Below are 6,290 nucleotides of genomic sequence, written 5' to 3'. Positions count from 1 at the left end.
CATCGATTCACGAATCGGACGATGGTCCCGCGCCAGTGGCCAGAGCGAACCGAGTAGGCGTCCGTAGGAAAGGTTTGTTGAGGGCACACCCTGCGGCAGAAGCATAGCCGCGGCGATAAAGACCGGCACCATGAACGCCGCTTCCATCGCGTAGACCGCGCGCCAGCCATAAGCGGCGCCGACCACGCCTGCTATCGTGCGACCGAGCAGGATGCCGACCATGATGCCGCTGACGACCGTTCCGACGTTACGCCCTCGCTGGTGAGGCGACGACATGACGGCCGCGAACGGCACGAGTTGCTGTGGCACGCAACTGACGATGCCAAGGCCAAAGGAAGCCGCGATCAACGCCCAGATGCTGGGCGATATCGCAGCCGCGATGCCGAACACGCAGGCGAATACGATCTGACCGAGCACCAGCTTGCGCCGGTCGAAGCGGTCGCCAAGCGGCAGAAGCAACCCAAGCCCGGTTGCGAAGCCGAGCAGCGCCGCAGCGGCGACGAGATCGACCGTCGCCAGGTCGACCCCAAAGCCCGCTTTGATCAACGGCAGGATCGGCTGGGTGCAATAGATGTTGGTGATCACCGCGCCAGCGATGATCGCCATCATGATGATCTTGCCGTGCGACGCTAGAGGAGGTGCTGGTGGACTTTGGGGTGGGGTGGGCAGGCCGCGCATGGCATTCTCCGTGGTTAGATTCTTCCAGCATGTGCAGCGGCATGCGGCCTTCGAGGGAACAGTTGCGAACCTTACACGCAACAAATACTTCACACGATCAGGAATCCTCATCGACAACCGTCGTTGCAATGACGAGTCACATCAGGCTTCGGCCAAATCCAGACAAGCGGGTAGTGCAACGAGAATGCGCGGCGACCTGCAGCCTCCGGCGAATCTCCGAGATGACTAAGTCCCGAGGGCCCGTCTGCGCGTGCAGCCAAAGTGGCCTATTCGCTTTCGGCTCGCACCCTGTGTGAGGCGGTATCGGAATTAGCGAAGGATCGTTTTAACCTTCAGCCGAGGATTGAAGCGTAAGCGCGAACGCCGCGCGAATCCATCGTTCCATGTGATGTGATGCGATGTGCCGTCGCATGTTCGTCTAATACGTTCGGATGCTTTGCGCAATTTTGGTGCAAATTCGAGCATTGAATGGATTAGAGTCGTCGGACGACACGAACTGATGATCGACGATGAGTGTTATCGCCGAGTGCCGTCTGGCCGCCCACAGTGGCGTCGCGCTGCTGCGCAAGAACGGTCTGGAGTTTACCGATATCCAGCCGGTCTACCCGGCGCCGGCGGACGCCCGCGCTGCGCTTGAACAGCATGCCGTCGACGCCTGGGCCATCTGGGACCCGTTTCTTGCCGCCGTGGAAGGACAAAGCAACGCACGTCTCATTGCAGACGCCCAAGGCGTGGCCAGCCATCACCAGTTCTTCCTAAGTCAGCGCGAGTTCGCGCAAAAGCGCAAGGACCTGATCGCCATCGCTCTGGAAGAACTGGGTAAGGAAGGTCAATGGGTGAAGCAAAATTTCCAGGCTGGGGCGACTCAGCTTGCGCCTATTCAGGGACTCGACGCGGGGATCATCGAAACGGGCTTGCGCCATTTAACTATCACCGGCCACCCCCGCGCTGGTCAGCACCGCATGCAACAAGACATTGGCGCCCGCCTCGGCCCACGCCGGCGAGATAGCCTCCCCTTCGTTGTGGCTAAGCCCACCTATACACGGGATGAAAATCATCCCAGTGGGCGCGACGCGGGCAACGTAGCATGCGTCGTGTCCCGCTCCCGAAACAATATCCGCATGAGAGAGATCAAGTGCAATCGCTGCTTGCCGGACCGCGTCGATGCACTGCGGCGCGAACGGCACCGGCGCGTAGTCGAAGATTTGCTGCATCCGTTCCTCAAGGCCGATGTCGCCGGCAATCCGGCTCAACGCCTGCCGCAACGCGTCGTTCATTTCGTCGAGCACAGCCGGCTCCGGATGACGCACCTCAATCGTGAAGAAGCACTCACCGGGCACCGTGTTGCGCGAATTCGGGCGAGCTTCGATCATGCCCACCGTCGCGCGGCCGTAGGGCGCGTGCAGGCGGCCCAGCGTATCGACGAAATCGATCATGCGGGCAGCGCCGAGCAATGCGTCGCGGCGCAGATCCATCGGCGTGGTGCCCGCATGCGCATCGATGCCAGTCAGCGTCACTTCGTACCAGCGCTGCCCTTGCCCCGCCGTCACCACGCCAATGGTGTGACCGCTGCGCTCCAGAATGGCGCCTTGCTCAATGTGAAGTTCATAGGCCGCGTGGACCGGGAATCCGCCTACCGCTTCGGCGCCGTCGTAGCCGATCTTCTGCAACGCCTTGCCGAGCGTCACGCCGTCCCGGTCCGTGCGTGACAGCGCGTGCTCGAGCGTATAGACACCGGCGAACACGCCGGACGCGATCATGGCGGGCGCGAAGCGCGAACCTTCCTCGTTGGTCCAGATCACGACGTCGATGGGCCGCTCGGTTTCGATACCCGCGTCATTCAGCGCGCGCACCACTTCAAGGCCGCCGAGCACGCCGTAGATGCCGTCGTACTTGCCACCGGTCGGTTGCGAGTCGGCATGCGAACCGGTGAGCACGGGCGCACCACAAGCGTCTCGACCCGGGCGACGAGCAAAGATGTTGCCAACCTGATCGATACGCACCTGACATCCCGCCGCCCACGCCCACTCGATGAACAGATCGCGCGACTCACGGTCGAGCTCAGTCAGCGCAAGGCGACACACGCCGCCTTTTGGCGTCGCGCCAATCTGCGCCATGCGTTCGAGCGACTCCCACAGCCGCGCGCCATCGACTCTCAAATCAGTCATCACGCGAGCCCTCCTCATGCATGCGATAGCGGAAATCACAACGTGATCCGCCCTGCATGAGCGTAGACGTACGCGTCAAATGGATCCGTGGATCGTAGCCCGTGATGAAGTGACTGTCGCGCGCGCAACTCAGCAAATGACCGATTTCACCGAGACCCATGGCGTGATACATCTCGGCATAGCGGCAGCGGGTGACGTCGTAGTCGTAATGCCCGGCATCGACCTGTTTCACCTCGACGTCAAGCGCATCGTCTTTCTCCCACAAGACCTGCAAGGCGACGAACGATGCCACGCTCGTGCCGTTCGGTTCCTGCGCGGCGAACTGCTTGCCGGCGTCGATGGCGGCTCCGCGCACGGCTTCCCCTATGACGGCCTGGGCGCGCTCGGTGCCGAAGTCACGCTTGAGAATCTCGTAGATCGGCTTGATGATTTCCGCTTCGATACGCCGCCGCGCGAGGATGCCAAGCGGGTCATCTTTAGCAGGATTCTCGTTGGCCAAGGCAACCGGAATGATCTTCTTCTCGCTCACTGGTTAGCCACCTTTGCAGTGCCACCCAGCACGTCGACCACGGCCCACTTGTCGCCGCGCACCTGATAGATCGTGAAGGCCGGGTCTTTCAGGTTGCCTTCGGCGTCGAAGGCGATCGTACCCGTCACGCCCGCGCGATCGATCGCATGGATAGCGGCGACGAGCTTCGCGGGATCGGTGGATTGCGTCTGTTGGACCGCGTCAATCAGCGTCGCTGCCGCGTCATAGGCGAACGGCGCATGCAATTCGATCGGCGCGTGATACTTCGCGCGGTACTGGGCGTCGAACGCCTTGCCGCCCGGCATGAGATCCAGCGGCCGGCCCGGTTCGAGGGCAGTCACGCCCTCGCCGTCCTTACCCGCGAGTTGCAAGAAGGTCTGGCTGACGAAACCGCCCGCGCCAAGAAGCGGCGCCTCGATCTGCAACTGACGCATGCGGCGCGATAGGGGTGCGGCCTGTGCATCGATCCCGCCGAAGAACACGAGGTCGGCTTGCTTCGCCTTGATCGCGGTGAGGACGCCGCTGAAATCCGTGGTCGTATCGTCCACGTACTCCCGGTCCACGATGCTGCCGCCGTTCGCCTGCACGCCCTTGATGAACTGCGTCGCCAAGCCCGAGCCGAATGAAGTCCGGTCGTCGATTACGGCAATGCGTCTCGCCTTCAACGTTTTCACCGCGTATGCGCCAGTGTAGGCACCGCTGGAGTCGTCGTGGCCCATGATGCGCAAAGCAGTGCTGAAGCCCTGCTGCGTGTATTGGTGACCCGTTGAGGCCGGTGCGATCTGCGGGATGCCTGCGTCGTGATAGACCCGGGCTGCCGGTACGCTGCAACCGGTGTTCCAGTGTCCGACCACGCCGATCACGTGTTCATCGACGAGTTGTTGAGCCACCGTCACCGCAGTGCGCGGGTCGGACCGGTCGTCCGCAGGCGCAAGTTTGTAGAGAACCGGTTTGCCGTTGAGAAGCGGATGTTTGCTGTTGGCATCGTCAAGGGCAAGCTGCGCGCCGTTTTCCAGATCCTTGCCGATTCGCGCGGACGGACCCGTCAGCGGCGCAGCCAGACCAATGAGGATGACTTGTTCGCCAGCCGCGTGGGATAGCGGCGCGATCGTGCCCAAGGCAAGGGCGAGAGCGAGGGGCCTGAAGCTGTTTTTCATTTTGTGAGCGTGTAGGGTCGAAACGTCTATGGAAACTACTTATGAGAAATATTAAACATTTACACCCACCATCGGCAAATACAGAATTATCGGAAGCTTATGCCAAACCATCCGCCCTCATAAAAACGGGTATTAAATGCTGTATACCGTCTCATTGATCATGCGATAAAATTCCTGACATGAAAAATATCGAACAATTAGCCGATGATCCGCCGCTTCGCGCTGTCCGCGCGTTCGAGGCTTTCGCACGTCACGGCTCGGTCACGGTCGCAGCGCGCGAACTCGCCATCACGCCTTCCGCAGTCAGTCATCAGTTGCAGTTACTCGAGACCTTCGTGCAGACGCCGCTCACCTTGCGTCAGGGCCGCAACCTCGTGTTGACCGACGAAGGCCGTGACTACTATCGATCGATCAGCGCGGCGTTTTCGGTGTTGCGCAGCGCAACGGGCGTGGTGCGCAATCGAACCGCGCTTCGACAGGTCACGATCAGCCTGATCCCGTTGTTCGGGATCGGCTGGTTCATTCCGCGCTTACGTGATTTTTTGGCGGCCAACGAGGACGTCGATGTGAACGTGCTCTACGCGCATCACCGCAATTATCTGAGCGACGCCGCCGACCTTTCGATTCGCTTCGGCGCCGGCGAGTGGACGGGTTACAGCAGCACGCGTCTCATGTCGGGCGAGGTGGTGCCGGTATGCAGCGCGGAGTTTGTAAAACGCCATGGGCCGATTGAATCCGTGGCGGCGCTGGCGGACCTGCCCCTGCTCCATGACGAAGATCGCAACACGTGGGTGAACTGGCTGCATCGCGCGGGCGTGCGGCACGTCACGCGTGCGGTCGGGCCACTATTTGAAGATGGGCAACTGACGCTGAGTGCGACCCAGGCGGGACTCGGTGTGGCACTGCTGCGAGCGCCGCTGATTCAACGCGAACTGGCTGCGGGCTCACTGATCCAACTGTCGGACGAGACGTTGGACGATGGCCGCGATTATTACCTCTGCACGCGCGTCAATTCCGATCTGCCGGATGGCACCCGACGCCTCGCGGACTGGCTGCTCCGCACCATGCCGCTGCAGGCGGGCTCAGTCATTGCCCCACCGCCAGCGAGGCGGCTCGCCCTTGAGCCAGCACACGGCCACAAGAGCGACGCTCAATAGCGCGACAAACAAGGCAAAAGTGAAAGGCCCTCCGGCTGGAGGAAAAAGTCGCATACCCAAACCAAGCAGCCCAAAGTACGTGGCCAACACGGTCCACCCCTGCCAGCACGACGGGAAGCCCCAACCCCAGCCGTAGCGTTTCGCCGGAAACCAGTATTCATGCTCAGTGGACATGGGGCAATCTCATGACACGGACCTTGGGTTCAATTTTGCCATGCGGCTGGCAGCAACTGATTTCCGCTTCATTGGCCCAACCCGGTCCGACATCAAATTTCCGTCGTTTAATTGGCTCAAGTTATTGTGCAATGCGTTTGAAACTGACGTAGTAATCGTCGGTGTAGTAGCAGTCGCCGGCCTGCCTGCGCGGTCCACCACATACGATGCGGCGCTGCCCGCGATCCGCCGCGCCAGGCGTGCGAACTATGTAGGCGTGGTAATAACCGCGCGGATGCTGCGGCAGCAATGCCGCGCTGTTGCGGAACAAGACACCGTCCTCGCTAAAAGGGAAAGGGCCGCCCGCTTTGATCAGTCGCAGTGTTTCGGCTGCTTCCGCCGGCAACTGCGCCTTAGTGATGGGGGCCGGCGCGCTCCGCTCCTGCGC

At 61.5% G+C, this 6,290-nt stretch carries 7 protein-coding genes and 1 pseudogene; 2 read left to right on the top strand and 6 right to left on the bottom strand.

From position 1 onward, the window contains the following. Nucleotides 1–678: MFS transporter (locus WCA53_RS11910; protein ID WP_423909760.1), on the bottom strand; the 678-nt coding region annotated here is incomplete at its 3' end. A 551-nt stretch (nucleotides 679–1,229) separates the two neighbouring features. Between WCA53_RS11910 and WCA53_RS11905 the strand changes: the two are divergent. Then, nucleotides 1,230–1,598 (top strand): annotated as a pseudogene (locus WCA53_RS11905) (aliphatic sulfonate ABC transporter substrate-binding protein); the annotation flags it as partial. A gap of 3 nt (nucleotides 1,599–1,601) precedes the next feature. Here WCA53_RS11905 and WCA53_RS11900 read toward each other — a convergent pair. The 3 genes from WCA53_RS11900 to WCA53_RS11890 are packed head-to-tail and all read right to left on the bottom strand — an operon-like array spanning nucleotide 1,602 to nucleotide 4,532. Continuing rightward, nucleotides 1,602–2,864, bottom strand: coding sequence for a Zn-dependent hydrolase (locus WCA53_RS11900; RefSeq protein ID WP_423909756.1), 1,263 nt, complete (start codon nucleotides 2,862–2,864; stop codon nucleotides 1,602–1,604). Next, nucleotides 2,839–3,375 carry an L-2-amino-thiazoline-4-carboxylic acid hydrolase gene (locus WCA53_RS11895; protein WP_423909752.1) on the bottom strand — a complete coding sequence of 179 codons (537 nt, stop codon included), beginning with the start codon at nucleotides 3,373–3,375 and terminating at the stop codon, nucleotides 2,839–2,841. The genes WCA53_RS11900 and WCA53_RS11895 overlap by 26 nt, the downstream gene beginning before the upstream one ends. Then, nucleotides 3,372–4,532 carry a branched-chain amino acid ABC transporter substrate-binding protein gene (locus WCA53_RS11890; RefSeq protein WP_423909747.1) on the bottom strand — a complete coding sequence of 387 codons (1,161 nt, stop codon included), beginning with the start codon at nucleotides 4,530–4,532 and terminating at the stop codon, nucleotides 3,372–3,374. Before WCA53_RS11890 ends, WCA53_RS11895 begins: the two co-directional genes overlap by 4 nt. Before the next feature lie 179 nt (nucleotides 4,533–4,711). Here WCA53_RS11890 and WCA53_RS11885 point away from each other — a divergent pair, with 179 nt between their 5' ends. Continuing rightward, nucleotides 4,712–5,689 (top strand): LysR substrate-binding domain-containing protein, encoded by a 978-nt coding sequence (locus WCA53_RS11885; protein WP_423909744.1) that lies wholly within the window; start codon nucleotides 4,712–4,714, stop codon nucleotides 5,687–5,689. On the opposite strand, the gene WCA53_RS11880 is transcribed toward WCA53_RS11885, so the two are convergent. Both WCA53_RS11880 and WCA53_RS11875 read right to left on the bottom strand, forming a co-directional pair. Beyond that, on the bottom strand, nucleotides 5,615–5,863 hold the full coding sequence (locus WCA53_RS11880) for a hypothetical protein (protein ID WP_423909741.1): 249 nt from the start codon (nucleotides 5,861–5,863) through the stop codon (nucleotides 5,615–5,617). The two genes, WCA53_RS11885 and WCA53_RS11880, sit on opposite strands and share 75 nt — an antisense overlap. 121 nt (nucleotides 5,864–5,984) lie before the next feature. Further along, a partial coding sequence (locus WCA53_RS11875) for a ribonuclease (protein WP_423909738.1) occupies nucleotides 5,985–6,290 on the bottom strand: 306 nt, incomplete at its 5' end.

The organism is Caballeronia sp., assembly GCF_049581465.1.
In the GTDB taxonomy this organism is placed as follows: Bacteria; Pseudomonadota; Gammaproteobacteria; order Burkholderiales; family Burkholderiaceae; genus Caballeronia.
The sequence above is the reverse complement of the archived record's forward strand: the minus strand, read 5'-3'. Positions and strand labels throughout refer to the sequence as shown.